We start from the raw sequence: 17,970 nt of genomic DNA on the forward strand, positions 1-17,970 counted from the left end.
CTATTCCGGCGTTTCCGGGGCCTGCGGCGGCCGCGGGCGGGAGGCACGCTCCCGGCGGACGAGCTCGTCCCAGACGTCCTTGACGCGGGGAACGAGCTCGTCGAGCGGGACGTCGTTGTCGATGACGATGTCGGCGATCGCCCGGCGCTGTTCGCGGGTCGCCTGGGCGGCCATCCGCGCCCGTGCGTCCTCCTCGCTCATGCCGCGCCGGCCCACGAGCCGCTCCAGCTGGGTGGCGGGGCCGGCGTCGACGACGATCACCAGGTCGTAGAGGGGCGCGAGACCGTTCTCCGTGAGCAGGGGGACGTCGTGCACGACGACGGCGTCCTCGGGGGCGGCCTCCTCCAGCTCGCGGGAGCGGGCACCCACCAGGGGGTGGACGATGGAGTTGAGCACGGCGAGCTTGTCCGCGTCGGCGAAGACGATCGCGCCGAGCCGGGGCCGGTCGAGGCTGCCGTCGGCGGCCAGGACGTCCTCGCCGAAGGCGTCGACGACGGCGGCGAGACCGGGCGTGCCGGGCTCGACGACCTCGCGCGCGATGCGGTCCGCGTCGACGAGCACGGCCCCGCACTCGACGAGCAGCCGGGACACCTCACTCTTGCCGGCGCCGATACCGCCGGTCAGGCCCACTGTCAGCATGGACAGCAGCCTAGGTGTTCGAGCCCGGGCCGGGGCACGCCGGGCCCGGGGTCGCGCCGGGCCCGGCTCGTCAGAGGTCGCCCTCCCGCTCCGCGAGGAAGCGCTCGAACTCGCGCCCGATCTCGTCCGCCGACGGGATCTCCGCCGGCTCCGCGAGCATGTTGCCCCGGGTCTCCGCACCGGCCGCCGCGTCGTACTGGTGCTCGAGGCCCTGGACGAGGGCGGTGAGTTCCTCGTCGCCCTCCCGGATCTGGCGGTCGATCTCGGTCTGGGTGCGGTGGGCGTCGGTGCGCAGCGCGTGCGCGACGCCGGGCAGGACGAGTCCGGTCGCGGCCGTGATCGTCTCGAGGGCGGTCAGTGCCGCGTCCGGGTAGGCGGACCGCGCGATGTAGTGCGGCACGTGTGTGGCGACACCCAGGACGTCGTGGCCGGCCTGCATGAGCCGGTACTCGACGAGGGCCTCGGCGCTGCCGGGCACCTGCGCCTCGTCGAAGACGCTGCTGGTCACCGGGACGAGGTCGGTCCGGTTGCCGTGCGGGGTGATGCCGACCGGGCGGGTGTGCGGGACGCCCATGGGGATGCCGTGGAAGTTCACCGACAGGCGGACGCCGAGGCGTTCCACGATCTGCTGGACGGCCGCGGCGAAGCGCTCCCACTCGACGTCCGGCTCGGGCCCGGACAGCAGCAGGAAGGGCGCGCCGGTGGCGTCCTGCACGAGGCGCACCTCGATGGCGGGCACCTCGTAGTCGCTCCAGCGGTCGCGGGTGAAGGTCAGCAGGGGGCGCCGGGCTCGGTAGTCGATGAGCCGGTCGTGGTCGAAGCGGGCGACGAGCTGGTGGGGCAGCGAGTCGAGCAGCCGGTCGACGATCTGGTCACCGGTCTCTCCCGCGTCGATGTAGCCGTCGAAGTGGTAGAGCATGACTAGTCCGGCCGACTCCTGGGCCAGCGCCATGTCGACGACGCCGAGCCCCTTCGGCTCCCATGCGTACAAATCCTGCGGATCAAGCACAGTGACCGCTCCTCCTCGTGTCCGTACGGGACAACGTGCTCGGGGCCACAGGCATTCCCCCTCCGGCGGTCGGTGGAGTGACCGCGGGCCGGTGGGGGTCGGCCGCACTGTTCCCCGCGCCCCTGGAGGGTCGGCGGGCCGGCCGCGGGCCGGTGGGGCGGGTCGCGCAGTCCCCCGCGCCCCTCGGGGGGGCAGCACTGAGGGACCGTACCCGGGTGGGTACGGCCCCTCAGTCAACGGCTAGGCGTCAGCGGGGAGCGTTCAGCTCTGGCCGCCCGCCAGCTTCTCGCGCAGAGCGGCGAGCGCCTCGTCCGAGGCGAGCGCGCCGGACTGGTCGCCACCCTCGGAGGAGTACGAACCGCCACCGGACGCGGCCGGAGCGGCGGCCTCGCCACCCTCGGCAGCGGCCTTCTCGTCCGCCTCGCGGGACTTGATGACCTGCGCCTGGTGCTGCTCGAAGCGGGACTGCGCCTCGGCGTACTGGGTCTCCCACGCCTCGCGCTGGGTCTCGTAGCCCTCGAGCCAGTCGTTGGTCTCGGGGTCGAAGCCCTCGGGGTAGATGTAGTTGCCCTGGTCGTCGTAGGACGCGGCCATGCCGTACAGGGTCGGGTCGAACTCGACCGCCGACGGGTCGGCACCGAAGGCCTCGTTGGCCTGCTTCAGCGAGAGGCTGATGCGACGGCGCTCGAGGTCGATGTCGATGACCTTGACGAAGATCTCGTCGTTGACCTGGACGACCTGCTCCGGGATCTCCACGTGGCGCTCGGCCAGCTCGGAGATGTGGACCAGACCCTCGATGCCCTCGTCCACGCGGACGAACGCACCGAACGGAACCAGCTTCGTGACCTTGCCGGGCACGACCTGGCCGATCTGGTGCGTGCGGGCGAACTGCTGCCACGGGTCTTCCTGGGTCGCCTTCAGCGACAGGGAGACACGCTCGCGGTCCATGTCGACGTCGAGGACCTCGACGGTGACTTCCTGGCCGACCTCGACAACCTCGGACGGGTGGTCGATGTGCTTCCAGGACAGCTCGGAGACGTGGACCAGACCGTCGACGCCACCCAGGTCCACGAAGGCACCGAAGTTGACGATCGAGGAGACGACGCCGGAACGGACCTGACCCTTCTGGAGGGTGGTGAGGAACGTCTGGCGCACCTCGGACTGGGTCTGCTCCAGCCAGGCACGGCGGGACAGGACCACGTTGTTGCGGTTCTTGTCCAGCTCGATGATCTTCGCCTCGAGCTCCTTGCCCACGTAGGGCTGGAGGTCGCGGACACGGCGCATCTCGACCAGGGAGGCCGGGAGGAAGCCGCGGAGGCCGATGTCGAGGATGAGACCACCCTTGACGACCTCGATGACGGTACCGGTGACGATGCCGTCCTCTTCCTTGATCTTCTCGATGGTGCCCCAGGCACGCTCGTACTGGGCGCGCTTCTTCGAGAGGATCAGGCGGCCTTCCTTGTCCTCCTTCTGGAGAACAAGGGCCTCGATCTCGTCACCGACGGCGACGACCTCGTTGGGGTCGACGTCGTGCTTGATCGAGAGCTCGCGGCTCGGGATGACACCTTCGGTCTTGTAACCGATGTCGAGCAGGACCTCGTCCCGGTCGACCTTCACGATGACGCCGTCGACGATGTCGCCGTCGTTGAAGTACTTGATCGTCTCGTCGATCGCGGCGAGGAATGCTTCCTCGTTACCGATGTCGTTGACCGCTACCTGCGGGGTGGTGGCGGTGGTCTCGGTGCTGCTCGTCATGTGGGAAAGGGCTCCGGTACGGACATTGAAGTCGTAGGTACTGCTACGCCGGAGCCCGTTTCGCTCTGCCGAAGCCGGACAGCCATGGAAGCGCTCCACCAGATACTGGCGACGACGCCTCGAGAACCGAGGGGACATACAACAGATGCGAGCGCAGCCTGCTACGTCTGAGGCGCGCAGGCTCGCAGCGCAACTTGTAGCATACGGGGGCAGCCGGGCAGGGTCAATGCGCGAAGCCGCCCACCCGGGGCGGATCGCCGCATAACCGGCACAATTCCCGTCCTCCGAGGCCACACAGGGGCGGATAACCCGCCTCCGCGACACACCGGAGTCCGGCTGGACGGAAGAGTACGACGAGGGAGCCGATCATCCAAGAGCCCGTAGCGCCCGAACCGGAGGCGACCCGGCGGGAGGCCGGTGTCGCGGAGAGCTCACACGCCAATCGTGGCTGGTGGGACCGGAACGCGGACGAGTACCAGACCGAGCACGGGACGTTTCTCGGCGACGACCGCTTCGTGTGGGGTCCCGAGGGTCTGGACGAGGTGGAGGCCGAGCTGCTCGGCCCGCCGGAGGAGCTGAAGGGGCGCGACGTCCTGGAGCTGGGCGCCGGCGCGGCGCAGTGTTCGCGCTGGCTGGCCGCGCAGGGGGCGCGCCCGGTGGCGCTGGACATCTCGCACCGGCAGTTGCAGCACGCGCTGCGGATCGGCGCGCCGTTCCCGCTGGTGTGCGCCGACGCGGGCGCGCTGCCCTTCGCGGACGGCTCCTTCGACCTGGCCTGCTCGGCGTACGGGGCGCTGCCCTTCGTCGCCGACCCGCGGCTGGTGCTGCGCGAGGTGCGCCGGGTGCTGCGGCCGGGCGGCCGGCTGGTGTTCTCGGTGACGCACCCGATCCGCTGGGCGTTCCCGGACGAGCCGGGTCCCGAGGGGCTGAGCGTGTCGGCGTCGTACTTCGACCGCACGCCCTACGTGGAGCAGGACGAGGACGGCCGCGCCGTGTACGTCGAGCACCACAGGACGATCGGGGACCGGGTGCGGGACGTCGTCGCGTCGGGGTTCCGGCTGGTGGACCTGGTGGAGCCGCAATGGCCGGCCTGGAACACCTCCGAGTGGGGCGGCTGGTCCCCGCTGCGCGGGAAACTGATCCCGGGCACGGCGATCTTCGTGTGCGTACGGGACTGAGTGCGTGATCCGTCATGACGCCCTGGACGCCCTGCCCGTCCGCGACGCCCTGCCCGCGCTGACCGGCGCGCTCGACACGCACGGGACCGCGGTGCTGGTGGCGCCGCCCGGCACCGGCAAGACGACGCTGGTGCCGCCGGTCCTGGCGGGGCTGCTCGGGGCGGGTCCCGCGCGGCGGGTGGTGGTCGCCGAGCCGCGGCGGATCGCGGCCCGGGCGGCGGCCCGGCGGATGGCGTGGCTGCTGGGCGAGCGGGTCGGCGGGTCCGTCGGTTTCACCGTGCGCGGGGAGCGGGTGGTGGGGCCGGACACCCGCGTGGAGGTGGTCACGACCGGTGTGCTCCTGCAGCGCCTCCAGCGCGACCAGGAGCTGTCCGGGGTGGACGCGGTGGTGCTCGACGAGTGCCACGAGCGGCACCTGGACGCGGACACGGCGGCGGCGTTCCTGTGGGACGTGCGCGAGACGCTCCGCCCGGAGCTGCGGCTGGTGGCCGCGTCGGCCACGACGGACGCGGCGGGCTGGGCCAGGCTGCTGGGCGGTGCGCCGGTGGTCGAGGCGCGCGGTGCGGCGTACCCGGTGGAGGTCGTGTGGGCGCCGCCCGCGGGCGCGGTGCGGCCGCCGCACGGGATGCGGGTCGACCCGGCTCTGCTGACGCACGTGGCGGCGGTGGTGCGGCGGGCGCTGGCCGAGCGGGACGGGGACGTACTGGTGTTCCTGCCGGGGGTCGGCGAGATCGCCCGGGTGGCCGGGCAGCTCGGCAGCCCGGACGGGGTCGAGGTGCTCCAGGTGCACGGGCGGGCGCCGGCGGCCGTGCAGGACGCGGTGCTGACCGGCGGGGACCGGCGCCGTGTGGTGCTGGCGACGGCGGTGGCGGAGTCGTCGCTGACGGTGCCCGGGGTGCGGGTGGTCGTGGACGCGGGCCTCGCGCGCGAGCCGCGGGTCGACCACGCGCGGGGGCTGAGCGCGCTGACGACGGTCCGGGCCTCGCGGGCCTCCGGGCGGCAGCGGGCGGGCCGTGCCGGGCGTGAGGCACCGGGCGTGGTGTACCGCTGCTGGGCGGAGGCGGAGGACGCGCGGCTGCCGCGGTACCCCTCCCCCGAGATCAAGGTGGCCGACCTGACGGCGTTCGCGCTCCAGGCGGCCTGCTGGGGCGATCCGGACGCCTCCGGCCTGGCGCTGCTGGACGCCCCGCCGGCGGGTGCGATGGCGGCGGCCCGGTCCACGCTGACGGCGATCGGCGCGGTGGACGCGCGGGGCCGTGCGACGGCGCGCGGTGCCCGGTTGTCACGGCTGGGGCTGCATCCCCGGCTGGGGCGTGCCCTGCTGGACGCGGCGCCGGTGGTGGGTCCGGGTCTCGCCGCCGAGGTGGTCGCCCTGGTCGGCGAGGAGCCGCCGCGCGCGTACGGGGACGACCTGGCGGCCGCCCTGCGCACCGCGCGCCGCGGCGGCGACGCGTACGCCGCCCGGTGGCGCACGGAGGCCGGCCGCCTGCGGGGGCTCGTGCCCCGGGACGCCGGTGTCGTCGGTGGCCCCGGTACGGCCGGGGACGCGCCGGGGCCGACGGGTCCGGTGCGCCCCACGGGCGGTGATCCGCTCGCGGCGGGGGCCGGCGGGGAGGACGGGCGGGTCGGGCTGGTGGTGGCGCTCGCGTTCCCCGAGCGGGTCGCCCGGGCGGACGGCGGTTCGTACCTGATGGCGGGCGGGACCCGGGCCGAGCCGGGGGCCGGCTCCGGACTGCGGGGTGCGGAGTGGGTCGCCGTGGCCGTGGCCGACCGGCCGGTGGGGCGCGGGCACGCGCGCGTCGGTCTCGGGGCGGTCGTCGACGAGGGGATCGCGCGCTACGCGGCGGGCGCGCTGCTGGAGCGCCGCGCGGAGGTCCGCTGGGCCGGCGGGGACGTCGTCGCGCGGGAGGTCGAGCGGCTCGGGGCGGTGGAGCTGACCGTACGGCCGCACACGGGCGCCGAACCGTCCCTCGTGCGGGAGGCGCTGCTCGACGGGCTGCGGCGGGAGGGGTTCGGGCTGTTGCGGTGGCCGGCCGGGGCGGTCGTCCTGCGGCAGCGGCTGGCCTTCCTGCACGGCCGGCTCGGCGCACCGTGGCCCGATGTGTCCGACGAGGCGCTCCACGCGCGCGTGGAGGAGTGGCTGGAGCCGGAGCTGGGCCGCGCGCGGCGGCGGGCCGACCTCGCGCGGATCGACGCCGGGCAGGCGCTGGGGCGGCTGCTGCCGTGGGCGTCCGGTGAGGCCGCCCGGCTCGACGAGCTCGCACCGGAGCGGATCACCGTGCCCAGCGGGTCCGCGGTCCGGGTCGACTACGCGGATCCGGAGCGGCCGGTGCTCGCGGTGAAGCTCCAGGAGATGTTCGGGCTCCAGGAGTCGCCCCGGGTGGCCGGGGTTCCGCTGCTGGTGCACCTGCTGTCCCCGGCCGGGCGTCCCGCCGCCGTGACCGCCGACCTCGCCTCCTTCTGGCGTGACGGCTACAGGGGCGTGCGGGCCGAGCTGCGCGGCCGCTACCCCAAGCACCCCTGGCCCGAGGACCCGGCCGCGGCCGAGCCGACCCGGCACACGAGCGCACGGCTCAGGCGCTGAGCCGTGCGCCGGCGCGCCGTCAGGCGGCGGGGTCCGTCGACGGGGCCGGGGCGGGTGCCTCGGTCCCGGTCCCGGTTCCGGTCTCGGCCCCCGTCCCGGCGGCGGCCACGGTCAGTTCGACCGTGACGGTCGCTCCGCCCGCGGTGGTGACACGGAGCAGGAACGTGCCGGTGGTGTCGTCCGCGTACAGCCGCGGCAGCTTCAGCAGTCCGTCCGCGTCGGTCCTGAGCCCCTTCAGCGTGCGGACCGCCTGGCCGTCGGCGTCCTTGAAGTAGGGGCCCTTGTCGTTCTCGGACGGGTCGTCGGCGGAGGTGACGAGCGTGGCGGTGGCGGCGACCTTGCCGGCGGCGGCGCCGCCGTAGGTGGCCTTGAGTTCGACCTGCTCGGCGAACGCGCCGCCCGGGGTGCACGTGAGCGCCGCGTCACCGGTGCGGACTAGGGCGTCGGCGGCGCGTTCGGTGACGTTCGCCTTGTAGGCGACGCCCGGGATGTCGCGGCCCACCACGACGGCGCGGACGGCGAACGCGCCGGTCCTCTCACCGGCCCGGAGCGCGGGCGCCACGGCGACGCCCGAGGTGTTGGTGACCACGGTGGCCACGCTCTCGCCGCCGGTGAACGTGGTGTCGGTGTCGCCCTGGATGGTGAAGCGGATGCGCACCCTGGCCACCGCCTTGCCGGCGTCCGTCTCCGCGCGGGCGCCGATCCTCTCGTCGAAGGTGCCGCCCGCCGTCGCGGTGAGCATCGTGCCGCCCGCGGCCTCCAGGTGGTGCACCGTGTCGGTGGGGGTCGGCGGGGTGGTGGCCGGCGGCGGGGTGGTCGGGCTGCCGCTGCCCGGGTCCGTCGGCTTCGGGGTCTGTCCGCCCGGCTTGCCGGGCGCCGGCGTGGGCTCGGGGGTGGGCTTGGGCGCCGGCGGAGTGGCCGAGACGGGCGGAGCGGCCGGGGCCGGCGAGGAGGGACGCACCACCGTCCCGCTGTCGCTGCGGTCCCCGGGCAGCGTGCCGGAGCCGTCGGGGATCTCGTGGGTGCCCTTGCGGTAGTACTCCAGCCACGACAGGACGGTGTTGAGGTAGTCCGTCGAGTTGTTGTAGCTGAGGATCGCCTTCCGCAGATCGCCCCGGTCGGACAGGTCCCAGTCGAAGCGGCACAGGTAGTGGCCGGCGGAGAGGGCGGCGTCGTAGATGTTGTTGGGGTCCTTGCGGCCGTCCGCGTTGCCGTCGCGGCCCGCCCACGCCCAGGTGGAGGGGATGAACTGCATCGGCCCGACGGCCTGGTCGTAGGTGCTGTTGCCGTCGTGGGCGCCGTCGTCGGTGTCCTTGATGAGGGCGAAGCCGTTGCCGTCGAGCTGGGGGCCGAGGATGGGCGAGAGGGTGGTGCCGTCGGCGTCGACCCGTCCGCCGCGGGCCTGACCGGACTCCACCTTGCCGATGGCGGCGAGGAGTTGCCAGGGCAGGTTGCAGCCGGGCTTCTTCTCGCGCAGTGCCGCCTCGGCCTGCTTGTAGGCGTCGAGGACGGTCGCGGGTATGCCGGCCTCGGCCGCCGCCGGGTCGATCGTGCCGGTGCCGCTGCTCGGCGAGGGGTTGGGGCTGTTGAGGGGCGGCAGGTCCGTGTAGTACGGCGAGTTGCCGGTCGCGCTGCCGCCGTCGGCGCCCTGCTCGGACGAGGGGGTGGCGTCGGAGGCGGTCTGCCGGCCCTGACCGTCGGCTGTGACGCCGGGAGCCTGGGACGCTGACAGGGCCGCCACCGCTGCCGCGGCAACGGCGGTGGTCGCGGCTCCCTTGCACAGCCTCCTGCCGAATTGCGCCGCCATAGAGTGAACCCCTCCCGTGGACGCCGTGGCGCCCGTCGACGTGTGTGTCGTGTCCGCCCTGTCGTGACGTTCTTCCCCGCCCGCCGGTTGCCCTGCGCGGTCGTCCGGCGCGGCGACCCTCGCGACCCTACGACAACTTCCTTTGCGCCGACACCCGTTGATGACCGATATTCACCGGTTGGCCACGTTTCTGTTGCGACCGGACCGGAGCGGGACGTCCCGCATACTGGGGCCTTCCGACGAACGCCTGCCGCTGGGAGCCGAGTTGCCGTTCACGCTGAGCCATGCGGCGGCGGTCCTGCCGGCCGTGCGCACCGACGGGAGCGGCCGGGGCGGGCTGGTGCCCTCGGTGCTCGTCGCGGGCACCTTCGCTCCCGACATGACCTATTACGCGGCGAGTGTCCTGCCGGACGCGATGGAGTTCGGCGAGGTGACGCACGCTTCCTGGGGTGTCCTCACGGTCGATGTGCTCATCGCCTGGGCACTGGTGGGGCTGTGGCTGCTGGTGCGCGAACCGCTGGTGGCGCTGTTGCCGCGGGCTCGGCAGGCGCGCGTGGCGGCCCTGGCGCGCTGTGGGGTGCCCCGTGCGCGCGTCCGTCCCCCGCTGGTGGCGCGCTGGTACGTCTCGGCGGCGCTGGGCGCGTCGACGCACGTGGTGTGGGACGCGTTCACGCACCTCGACCGGTGGGGGATGCGGGTGTTCCCCGTGCTGGGCGAGGAGTTCGCGGGGTCGCCGCTGTACTGGTACCTGCAGTACGGCGGTTCGGCGGTGGCCGCGGTCGTGATCGCGCTGTTCCTGGCGCGGGCGCTGCGCCGGACGGGGCCGGGGGCCGCGGAGGCGACGGATGTCGCGGCCGGGCCGGTGGGGGTGCCGGCGCTCTCCGGTGCCGACCGGTGGGCGGCCGCGGCGCTGCTCGGCGGGTGTGCGGTGGCGGGGGCGGTGCAGCGGGCCTCGCGGTGGTGGGCCTACTGGGGATCGACCGCGAAGCCCTGGGAACTGATCCCCACGGTGTGCTTCGGCGCCGGCGCGGGGCTGGTCCTCGCGCTCCCGTTGTACGCGCTGGCCGTCAGGGCGTGGCGTCCGGCCACCCCGGCCACGGCGGAGCCGGAAGGGCCCGGCACGCGGCGGCCTGACCGTACTGCCGCACGCTGAGGGTCTCGCTCGCCGCGACGAACACGGTGACGGTGCGGACGGGGCGGGGCCCGGGCAGCAGGCTTCTCACGAGGGCGAGACGGGCGCGGGCCAGTTCGGCCCACAGCCGCCAGGCGGGCGGCTCGCCGGTGGTGGTGCGGCCGCCTCTCCGGCGGCCGAGGACCGCGGCGGCGTCGCGGAGCGCGGTCGCGAGGGTGGTGGGGATGCGGGCGGTGCTTGCGGCGGCCGCGAAGACCGGAACCGGCGGAAACGCCTCGAGGGCGGGTCCGTAGGCGTCGGCCCGCGGGGGTGCCGCTGTGCGGTGAAGCATGCGTATACCCATGCGTCGCATCCTGTCGGCCGGGCCGCCCGAGGGCGTGCCCGCGGGGTCCACGCGAGTGAAACCCCGTCCGGCGGCCGGACACCGTGGGGGCCGGCCGCCGTAGCGGCGGGTCAGTGGGCTGCGGATTCCCAGTCGGGGCCCGCGCCCACGGAGACGCCCAGGGGGACGCGGAGCTGGACGGCGGAGGCCATTTCGCGGCGGACCAGGTCCTCGACCGGGGCACGCTCGCCGGGGGCGAGTTCCAGCACGATCTCGTCGTGGACCTGGAGGAGCATGCGGGAGCGCAGGTCCGCCTCGCGCAGGGCGCGGTCCACGTTCAGCATGGCGATCTTGACGATGTCCGCCGCCGTGCCCTGGATCGGCGCGTTGAGCGCCATGCGCTCGGCCGCCTCGCGCCGCTGGCGGTTGTCGCTGTTGAGGTCGGGCAGGTAGCGGCGGCGGCCGAACAGCGTCGCCGTGTAGCCCGTGGCCCTCGCCTCGTCGACGACCCGGCGCAGATAGTCCCGTACGCCGCCGAAGCGCTCGAAGTACGCGTCCATCAGGGCGCGGGCCTCCGCCGCCTCGATGTTCAGCTGCTGGGACAGGCCGAACGCCGACAGTCCGTACGCCAGGCCGTACGACATCGCCTTGATCTTGCGGCGCATCTCCGCGTCCACCGCGGACTGCTCCACGGAGAACACCTGCGCGGCGGCCGTGGTGTGCAGGTCCTCGCCCGAGGTGAACGCCTCGATCAGGCCGGCGTCCTCGGAGAGGTGGGCCATCACGCGGAGTTCGATCTGACTGTAGTCGGCGGTGAGGAGCGACTCGAAGCCCTCGCCGACCACGAACCCGCGGCGGATCGCGCGCCCCTCGTCCGTGCGGACCGGGATGTTCTGCAGGTTGGGGTCCGTGGAGGACAGCCGGCCCGTCGCGGCGACGGTCTGGTTGAACGTGGTGTGGATGCGGCCGTCCGCGGCGATCGTCTTGATCAGGCCCTCGACCGTGACCCGCAGCTTCGCCTGCTCACGGTGGCGGAGCATGATCACCGGCAGTTCGTTGTCCGTCTGGCCCGCCAGCCAGGCCAGCGCGTCGGCGTCGGTGGTGTAGCCGGTCTTCGTCTTCTTCGTCTTCGGCAGCGCCAGCTCACCGAAGAGGACCTCCTGGAGCTGCTTGGGCGAGCCCAGGTTGAACTCGTGCCCCGCCGCCGCGTGGGCCTCCTTCACCGCCTGCTGCACGGCGCCCGCGAACATCTGCTCCATGGCCTGGAGGTGGTCCCGGTCGGCCGCGATGCCGTGCCGCTCCATGCGGGCGAGCAGCGCGGACGTGGGCAGCTCCATGTCGCGGAGCAGGTCCGCCGCGCCCACCTCCTCCAGGCGCCCCTCGAAGGCCGCGCCGAGGTCGAGGATGGCGCGGGCCTGCACCATCAGTGCCTCGGCCTCCGCGCCGTCGTCCGCGCCGAAGGCCAGCTGCCCGTCGGGCGCGGTGGCGGGCGCCAGCTCGCGGTGCAGGTACTCCAGGGACAGCGCGTCCAGGTCGAAGGAACGGCGGCCCGGCTTGACCAGGTACGCGGCGAGGGCGGTGTCCATGGTGACGCCCTCGACGGTCCAGCCGTGCTCGGCGAAGACGCGCATCGCGCCCTTGGCGTTGTGGAACACCTTGGGGCGCTCCGCGTCGGCGAGCCACGCGGTGAACGCCCGCTCGTCGGCCTCGTCCAGCTCGGACGGGTCGAACCAGGCGGCCGGCCCGTCGGCCGCGGCCAGGGCGACCTCGGCGACGGAGCCGGTGCCGAGGGCCCAGGTGCCGACGGTGGCGACTCCGAGGGGACCGCCGGTGCCGTGCTCCGCGAGCCAGCCGGTCAGCTCGCCCGTGCCGAGCACGGTGCCGTCCAGCTCCACGCCCTCGGTGACGACGGGGGTGGTCTCGGCCTCGGCGGCGCCCGGGTCGACGGCGAACAGCCGCTCGCGCAGCGAGGGGTTCCTGATCTCCAGGGTGTCGAGGATCATCGCCACGGCCTTGCGGTCGTAGGCGGTCCGCTCCAGGTCGAGCACGGTCCCGGGCAGCTCGACGCCGCGCTCCAGCTCGGTGAGCCTGCGGTTGAGCTTGACGGACTCCAGGTGGTCGCGCAGGTTCTGCCCGGCCTTGCCCTTGACCTCGTCGACGCGCTCGACCAGCTCGGCGAAGGAACCGAACTGGTTGATCCACTTCGCGGCGGTCTTCTCGCCGACGCCCGGAATGCCGGGCAGGTTGTCGGACGGGTCGCCGCGCAGCGCGGCGAAGTCCGGGTACTGGGCGGGGGTCAGGCCGTACTTCTCGAAGACCTTCTCCGGGGTGAACCGGGTCAGCTCGGAGACGCCCTTGGTGGGGTAGAGCACGGTGGTGTGCTCGGAGACCAGCTGGAAGGAGTCGCGGTCACCGGTGACGATCAGCACCTCGAAGCCCTCGGCCTCCGCCCGGGTGGCGAGGGTGGCGATGACGTCGTCGGCCTCGAAGCCCTCGACGGCGAAGCGCTGCGCGTGCATCGCGTCGAGCAGTTCGCCGATCAGCTCGACCTGGCCCCTGAACTCGTCGGGGGTCTTGGAGCGGTTCGCCTTGTACTCGGTGAACTCCTCCGAGCGCCATGTCTTGCGGGAGACGTCGAAGGCGACGGCGAAGTGGGTGGGAGCCTCGTCACGGAGCGTGTTGGCCAGCATCGAGGCGAAGCCGTAGATCGCGTTGGTCGGCTGGCCCGTCGCGGTGGTGAAGTTCTCCGCGGGCAGCGCGAAGAACGCGCGGTACGCGAGTGAGTGCCCGTCCATGAGCATCAGGCGGGGACGGGAGCCGCCGGGGGTCTGGTCGCTCTTCTTCGATGCTGTCTCTGCCACAGGTCCGATCCTGCCATGTGTCACTGACACTCGGTCCCGGCCGCGTGCGGGGGGCCGGGGAGGCGCTGCTCCCACCCCCTCCCTCCCTGTCCCCCGCGGGGGCCGTGCCCTTCCCGGGCCCCGCGGGGGCGGGCCCCGGGCCTGCGGGGGCCCGGTCTCCGGGCGTGTACCGCGTGGCAGGATCGGAGGTGTACCTCACACGTGTGCGTGGACAGGAGTGCGCGATGGCAACGAAGCCGCCCAAGGGTGATCCGGTTCAGGACGCGCCGCAGGTCGCCGGGCCGCAGCGGGCGGCGGCCGGGCTTCCCGCGATCGGGCACACCCTGCGCATGGCCCAGCAGCAGATGGGCGTGCGGCGCACCGCGCTGACGCTGCTCGGCGTGAACCAGAAGGACGGCTTCGACTGCCCGGGCTGTGCCTGGCCGGAGCCGGAGCACCGGCACCGGGCGGAGTTCTGCGAGAACGGGGCGAAGGCCGTGGCCGAGGAGGCCACCCTGCGCCGGGTCACCCCCGAGTTCTTCGCCGCGCACCCGGTCGCGGACCTGGCCGGCCGCAGCGGCTACTGGCTGGGGCAGCAGGGCCGGCTGACGCACCCCATGTACCTCCCCGAGGGCGGCACGCACTACGAGCCGGTGACCTGGGAGCGGGCGTTCGACATCGTCGCCGAGGAGATCACCGCGCTCGCCTCCCCGGACGAGGCCGTCTTCTACACCTCCGGCCGCACCAGCAACGAGGCCGCGTTCCTGTACCAGCTGTTCGCCCGTGAGCTCGGCACCAACAACCTGCCGGACTGCTCCAACATGTGCCACGAGTCGTCGGGCGCGGCGCTGTCGGAGACGATCGGCGTGGGCAAGGGCAGCGTGCTGCTGGAGGACCTGTACCGGGCCGACCTGATCATCGTCGCGGGGCAGAACCCCGGCACCAACCACCCGCGGATGCTGACCGCCCTGGAGAGGGCCAAGGCGAACGGCGCGCGGATCGTCAGCGTCAACCCGCTGCCCGAGGCAGGTCTGGAGCGGTTCAAGAACCCGCAGACCGCCAGGGGGCTGGCCGCCGGCACCGCCCTGACCGACCTGTTCCTGCAGATCCGCCTCGGCGGCGACCAGGCCCTCTTCCGCCTCCTCAACAAGCTGATCCTGGAGACTCCGGGCGCGGTCGACGAGGAGTTCGTGCGGGAACACACGCACGGCTACGAGGAGTTCGCCGCGGCCGCGCGGGCCGCCGACTGGGACGGCACGCTCACCGCGACCGGTCTGACGCGCGGGGACATAGAGGAGTGCCTGCGGATGGTGCTCGCGTCCGAGCGGGTCATCGTGTGCTGGGCGATGGGCCTCACCCAGCACAAGCACTCCGTGCCCATGATCCGGGAGGTCGTCAACTTCCTGCTGCTGCGCGGCAACATCGGCCGGCCGGGCGCGGGAGTGTGCCCGGTGCGGGGGCACTCCAACGTGCAGGGCGACCGCACCATGGGCATCTTCGAGCGGCCCGCGCCGGCGTTCCTGGACGCGCTGGAGAAGGAGTTCGGTTTCGCGCCGCCGCGCGAGCACGGCTACGACGTCGTACGGGCCATCCGCGCGCTGCGCGACGGGGAGGCGAAGGTCTTCTTCGCCATGGGCGGCAACTTCGTCTCCGCCTCCCCCGACACGGAGGTCACCGAGGCGGCGATGCGCCGGGCCCGGCTGACGGTGCACGTGTCGACCAAGCTGAACCGCTCGCACGCCGTCACGGGCGCGCGGGCGCTGATCCTGCCGACGCTGGGCCGCACCGAGCGCGACGTGCAGGCCTCGGGCGAGCAGTTCGTGACGGTCGAGGACTCCATGGGCATGGTGCACGCCTCGCGCGGCCGCCTCGAACCGGCGAGCGGCCGGCTGCTGTCCGAGCCGGCCATCGTGTGCCGGCTGGCCCGCCGGGTCCTCGGCGGGCGCAGCACGGTGCCGTGGGAGGACTTCGAGCGGGACTACGCGGCGGTCCGGGAGCGCATCGCGCGGGTGATCCCCGGCTTCGAGGACTTCAACGCGCGCGCGGCGCGGCCCGGGGGCTTCGCGCTCCCCCACGCCCCGCGCGACGAACGGCGTTTCCCCACGGCCACCGGCAAGGCCAACTTCACCGCCGCGCCGGTGGAGTACCCGGAGCTGCCGGAGGGCCGGCTGCTGTTGCAGACGCTGCGCTCGCACGACCAGTACAACACCACGATCTACGGCCTCGACGACCGCTACCGGGGCATCAGGAACGGCCGCCGGGTGGTGCTGGTGAACCCGGAGGACGCGCGGGAGCTGCGGCTGGTGGACGGCGCCTACGTCGACCTGGTCGGCGAGTGGAAGGACGGCGTGGAGCGCAGGGCGCCCGGTTTCCGTGTCGTGCACTACCCGACCGCGCGGGGCTGCGCGGCGGCGTACTACCCGGAGACGAACGTCCTGGTGCCGCTGGACGCCACCGCGGACACCAGCAACACCCCGGCCAGCAAGTCCGTGGTGGTGCGTCTGGAACAATCGGCGACCGACTGAGCGTTTGCTTAGCAGAGCCGTACCGGCGCACGACGAGACGAATGGAGCCCGGCCCATGGGAGAGCAGCAGCAGGTCAAGTTCCCGCAGGAAGTCATCGACGAGTACGCCGCGCTCGGTGTGGACCTCCCGGCGCTGTTCTCGGCGGGCCACCTGGGCACGCGGATGGGCGTGCAGATCCTGGAGGCCTCCGCGGAGCGGGTGGTCGGGACGATGCCGGTGGAGGGCAACACGCAGCCGTACGGACTGCTGCACGGTGGCGCGTCGGCGGTGCTGGCCGAGACGCTGGGATCGGTGGGCTCGATGCTGCACGGTGGCAGCACCAAGATCGCGGTCGGGGTCGACCTCAACTGCACGCACCACCGGGGGGCCCGTTCCGGCCTTGTCACCGGGGTGGCCACGCCCGTGCACCGGGGGCGGTCGACGGCGACGTACGAGATCGTCATCACCGACGAGGCGGACAAGCGCGTGTGCACCGCACGGCTGACCTGCCTGCTGCGCGACGTGAACCCCGGGGACGCGGAGCGGGTGACGGGCTGACCGCCCCCGGAGCCGCGACCGGCTGACCGCCCCCTGCGACCGCGAGGAGGCGGCGGCCCGCGCGGCCTGCCGCGCCGCGCGGGCCGCTGCCGTCGCGGTACGACGGCACGCTCCCGCGCCGCGACTCCGTCCGCCCGTACCGGCATCGCCTCCCGGCGGGCGGGGGCCGGCGGCGCCGAGGCGTCCGCCGGATACCGGCGGAGCGGCCGCGAGGGCGGCGCGGAACGCCGCCGTCGCGGTGCGGGAGCGGAGGGCCGACTGACGTCGCGTGCGACAGGCGCGGGCACCGACCGGCACCGCGACTCCGCACCCCCGCCCTGCCGTTGCCCCGGTGGACGGGCGGCGTCGGGTGGGCGGGCCGACCGCAGGGCCGGGCGGGCTCGCCGTGCGGGAGGGGCGGACCGTGTCGCGCCTCCCGCCCTGTGCGACGCCATTGCCTCCGGCGGGTGGGCGCTCTACGTTCGGGGGATGCGGCGGGGAGTACGGGCGCGGGCGGGGGCGATCGCCTCGGTCCTCGCGGCCGCCTGGGCGGTGGCCGGGTGCGGGGCGGCGGATTCCGGCCACGCTCGGAAGGCGGACCCGCCGGCGGGCCGCTCCGCCTCACCGTCACCCCGGGTGACGTCCGACGAGGACCTGTGCACCCGGATCGTCGGCCACTGGTCGCGCGAGCTGCTCGACGGCCGCGGCTACGGCGACTACCAGTCCATGGGGCTGTCCGGCGGCCAGTACGACATCCTGCGCGAGGTGGTCGACAGCGCCCGGGCCGCCCGGCGCCAAGGGACGGCGGACGTCAGCAAGTTGATCGACCGTGAGGCGCGCGAGGGCTGCGCCGCGTGGTACCGCTCCGGCGGGCCCGGTACGGAGCCCTGGCGATGAGCCGGGTGGGGCCGGTCGAGCCGGGCGAGGGCACGCACGTCCGGGACGCCCCGCCGGCGCCCCGGCCCCGACGCGGGCCCCGGGCACCGTACTTGGGACGGCACCGCAGGGCCGTGACCGGGGCGCTCCTCGCCGTCGCCGTACTCGCGGGCGGCGGCTCCCTCTACCTCACCCGGCCCCGGAGCGAGCCGCCGCCCGCCCCTCCGTACCCGAGTCAGGTGACCGCCGTCGCGTACCTGTATCCGCAGGCCGCGGACGTCAACACGGCCCCGCGGGGCTTCACTTTCGCCGTGGGGGTGACCGCGGAATTCGGCCCTCCGGTCACTGTCGTGGCGATTTCCCAGCCGTACGCGGGCCTGTCCGTGACCTCCAGCCCGCGCACCCCGTTCCGGACGAAACCGGGATCACCACGCAAGATCACCCTCACCCTGCGGGTGACAGAATGCGGAAAAGTGCCACGGAATGCCGGACTCCCTTTCCTGGATGTAACGCTGCGTAATACGCGCGCAATGGAGACGCACAGCTTCATCCTCGGGCCCTCGTACGCGCGGGACCTCTCCCGGGCCCTACAGGTAGCCTGCAGCAACGATTCGCGGTAATCACCAAAACCGCCGATACACCTGAACCAACCCCTCCGGGTCCTGCGGTTTCTCAGCATCCGGACAGAACAAAACGGCGAGAATTCTGCCCTTCCCCCCACTCAGTACCGCTCTGCAATACGTCGTGTCATAACAAGAGCGTCACAGCCTTGGCCAGAGTCTCCTC

Annotated in this window: 13 protein-coding genes; 7 read left to right on the top strand and 6 right to left on the bottom strand. The window is 73.5% G+C overall.

What is annotated here, in order from left to right; all coding sequences use genetic code 11:
* The 3 genes from coaE to rpsA form a co-directional block, all read right to left on the bottom strand.
* Nucleotides 1–639, bottom strand: a complete 639-nt coding sequence (gene coaE, locus IE118_RS01080; RefSeq protein ID WP_189555289.1) for a dephospho-CoA kinase — start codon at nucleotides 637–639, stop codon at nucleotides 1–3.
* Between the two features lie 70 nt (nucleotides 640–709).
* Entirely contained in the window at nucleotides 710–1,648 is a 939-nt protein-coding gene (locus tag IE118_RS01085; RefSeq protein WP_189555290.1) for a PAC2 family protein, read from the bottom strand.
* 261 nt (nucleotides 1,649–1,909) lie between these two features.
* A complete protein-coding gene (rpsA, locus tag IE118_RS01090) occupies nucleotides 1,910–3,403 on the bottom strand; it encodes a 30S ribosomal protein S1 (protein WP_189555291.1) in 1,494 nt (497 codons plus the stop codon).
* Nucleotides 3,404–3,768: 365 nt separating this feature from the next.
* Here rpsA and IE118_RS01095 point away from each other — a divergent pair, with 365 nt between their 5' ends.
* A complete protein-coding gene (locus IE118_RS01095) occupies nucleotides 3,769–4,581 on the top strand; it encodes a class I SAM-dependent methyltransferase (protein ID WP_189556039.1) in 813 nt (270 codons plus the stop codon).
* A 4-nt stretch (nucleotides 4,582–4,585) separates the two neighbouring features.
* A complete protein-coding gene (hrpB, locus tag IE118_RS01100; RefSeq protein ID WP_189555292.1) occupies nucleotides 4,586–7,165 on the top strand; it encodes an ATP-dependent helicase HrpB in 2,580 nt (859 codons plus the stop codon).
* 19 nt (nucleotides 7,166–7,184) lie between these two features.
* Here hrpB and IE118_RS01105 read toward each other — a convergent pair whose 3' ends face one another.
* Nucleotides 7,185–8,972, bottom strand: coding sequence for a lytic transglycosylase domain-containing protein (locus IE118_RS01105; RefSeq protein WP_189555293.1), 1,788 nt, complete (start codon nucleotides 8,970–8,972; stop codon nucleotides 7,185–7,187).
* A 265-nt stretch (nucleotides 8,973–9,237) separates the two neighbouring features.
* Between IE118_RS01105 and IE118_RS01110 the strand changes: the two genes are divergently transcribed.
* Nucleotides 9,238–10,125 carry a DUF4184 family protein gene (locus IE118_RS01110; RefSeq protein ID WP_189556040.1) on the top strand — a complete coding sequence of 296 codons (888 nt, stop codon included), beginning with the start codon at nucleotides 9,238–9,240 and terminating at the stop codon, nucleotides 10,123–10,125.
* Here the strand turns inward: IE118_RS01110 and IE118_RS01115 are convergent.
* Both IE118_RS01115 and polA read right to left on the bottom strand, forming a co-directional pair.
* Nucleotides 10,040–10,447 carry a hypothetical protein gene (locus tag IE118_RS01115; protein ID WP_189555294.1) on the bottom strand — a complete coding sequence of 136 codons (408 nt, stop codon included), beginning with the start codon at nucleotides 10,445–10,447 and terminating at the stop codon, nucleotides 10,040–10,042. The two genes, IE118_RS01110 and IE118_RS01115, sit on opposite strands and share 86 nt — an antisense overlap.
* A 110-nt stretch (nucleotides 10,448–10,557) precedes the next feature.
* A complete protein-coding gene (polA, locus tag IE118_RS01120; RefSeq protein ID WP_189555295.1) occupies nucleotides 10,558–13,287 on the bottom strand; it encodes a DNA polymerase I in 2,730 nt (909 codons plus the stop codon).
* 224 nt (nucleotides 13,288–13,511) lie between these two features.
* Here polA and IE118_RS01125 point away from each other — a divergent pair, with 224 nt between their 5' ends.
* The 4 genes from IE118_RS01125 to IE118_RS33910 all read left to right on the top strand — a co-directional run bounded on the left by IE118_RS01125 (nucleotide 13,512) and on the right by IE118_RS33910 (nucleotide 17,804).
* Entirely contained in the window at nucleotides 13,512–15,791 is a 2,280-nt protein-coding gene (locus tag IE118_RS01125; protein WP_189555296.1) for an FdhF/YdeP family oxidoreductase, read from the top strand.
* A gap of 55 nt (nucleotides 15,792–15,846) precedes the next feature.
* Nucleotides 15,847–16,329 carry a PaaI family thioesterase gene (locus tag IE118_RS01130; protein WP_189555297.1) on the top strand — a complete coding sequence of 161 codons (483 nt, stop codon included), beginning with the start codon at nucleotides 15,847–15,849 and terminating at the stop codon, nucleotides 16,327–16,329.
* A 615-nt stretch (nucleotides 16,330–16,944) separates the two neighbouring features.
* Entirely contained in the window at nucleotides 16,945–17,205 is a 261-nt protein-coding gene (locus IE118_RS34585) for a hypothetical protein (RefSeq protein WP_306430357.1), read from the top strand.
* Nucleotides 17,202–17,804: a Tat pathway signal sequence domain protein gene (locus IE118_RS33910; RefSeq protein ID WP_229846634.1), complete on the top strand. Its 603-nt coding sequence runs from the start codon at nucleotides 17,202–17,204 to the stop codon at nucleotides 17,802–17,804. Before IE118_RS34585 ends, IE118_RS33910 begins: the two co-directional genes overlap by 4 nt.
* The last annotated feature ends 166 nt before the right edge of the window (nucleotides 17,805–17,970 follow it).

It is taken from the genome of Streptomyces pilosus (assembly GCF_014649835.1).
GTDB lineage: Bacteria > Actinomycetota > Actinomycetes > Streptomycetales > Streptomycetaceae > Streptomyces > Streptomyces pilosus.